Raw genomic sequence first — 1,852 nt, forward strand, 5'->3', positions numbered from 1 at the left:
CACGGTCCCGATCGGCCGTCCGGTGTGGAACACGCGCCTGTACGTTCTGGACGCACATCTGCGCCTCGTCCCGCAGGGAGTCGTCGGCGAACTGTACGTCTCTGGTGAGGCGTTGGCGCGCGGCTACCTCAAGCGTCCGGGGTTGACGGCGGAGCGTTTCGTGGCCGACCCGTTCGCGTCGGGTGAGCGGATGTACCGCACGGGCGACCTGGTGCGCTGGGGCGCCGACGGGCAGCTGGTCTTCGTCGGTCGTGCCGACGACCAGGTCAAGCTGCGCGGCTTCCGCATCGAACCCGGCGAGATCGAAGCCGCCGTCGAGGCCCTGGACGGTGTGTCCCGAGCCGTCGTGGCGCCACACTCGACACCTGCGGGGGAGCGGCACCTCGTCGCCTACGTCGTCGGCGCGGCGGACGCCACGGCCGGGCTGCGCGCGGCCCTGGCCCGGACGCTGCCCGCGTACATGCTGCCGTCGCTCTTCGTGAACCTCGACGCCTTCCCCCTGCTGCCCAACGGCAAGGTGAACCGGAAGGCCCTCCCCGCGCCCGAGTTCGCGTCCGCCCAGGCGGGCCGGGCACCCACGACACCCCGCGAGGAACTGCTCCGCGCCCTGTTCGCGGACGTGCTCGGCCTGGACGAACAGCGTGTCGGCGTGGACGACGACTTCTTCGCCCTGGGCGGGCACTCGCTGCTCGCCACCCGGCTCGCCGGCCGCGTCCGTGCCGCCGCCGGCGTCGAGATGCCGCTGCGGGCGCTCTTCGAGGCGCCGACCGTGGCCGCGCTCGCCGCCACCCTGGAGCAGGCCGACGCGACGCCTCGCCCCGCCCTGCTCCCGGCCGTCAGGCCCGAGCGGCTCCCGCTCTCGTACGCCCAGCGCCGCCTGTGGTTCCTGAACCGCCTGGAGCCGGGCAGCGGCGCGTACAACATGGCCCTTGCCCTGCGCCTGACGGGCCGCCTCGACCAGGAGGCGCTGCGTGCCGCGCTCGCCGACGTCATGGAGCGGCACGAGAGCCTGCGCACCGTCTTCCCCGAGCGGGACGGCGAACCGGAGCAGCTGGTGCGGGCCACCACGGCCGCGACGGTGCCGCTCACCCGCACCGACATCGCCGAGGACGCGCTCGCGGACGCGCTGCGCACCGCCGTCCAGGAGGGCTTCGACCTCGCGGCGGAGCTGCCGCTGCGGATCACGCTGTTCTCGGTCGCCGCGGAAAGCCACGTCCTGCTCCTGGTGCTCCACCACGTGGCGGGTGACGGCTGGTCGCTCGCGCCGCTGGCGCGGGATGTGTCGGTGGCGTACGCGGCGCGTGCCGAGGGCCGGGCGCCCGGCTGGGAGCCGCTGCCGGTGCAGTACGCGGACTACGCGCTGTGGCAGCAGGAGCTGCTCGGCGACGAGAGCGACCCCGACAGTGTCCTCGCGCGCCAGATCGCCCACTGGGAAACCGCCCTCGCGGGCCTCCCGGAGGAAGTGACCCTGCCCGGCGACCGCGTGCGCCCCAACGCGGGCAGTGACCGGGGCGGCAGCGTGCCCTTCGCCCTCCCCGCCGACGTGCACGCCCGCCTCGCGCGGCTCGCCCAGGACAGCGGCGCCAGCGTCTTCATGGTCCTCCAGGCGGCGCTCGCCGCGCTGCTCGCCCGTCTGGGTGCGGGTGACGACGTGCCGATCGGCTCCCCGGTGGCGGGCCGCACGGACGAGGCGCTCGAAGACTCGCCCGTGTGCGGGAGTCGGACCTGGCGGCGTTCGCGCACCAGGACGTGCCGTTCGAGCGTCTGGTGGAGGTCCTGAACCCGGTGCGGTCCCTGGGCCGTCACCCGCTGTTCCAGGTGATGCTGGCCTTCCAGAACACCGACCTGCCCG

1 pseudogene is annotated in these 1,852 nt (G+C 74.4%); it reads left to right on the forward strand.

Going from position 1 to position 1,852, the window contains the following annotated elements:
• Window positions 1–1,852: pseudogene (locus IG74_RS0144470) on the forward strand (condensation domain-containing protein); the annotation flags it as partial.

Origin of the sequence: Streptomyces sp. NRRL B-1347, assembly GCF_000720325.1 — a bacterium.
GTDB lineage: Bacteria > Actinomycetota > Actinomycetes > Streptomycetales > Streptomycetaceae > Streptomyces.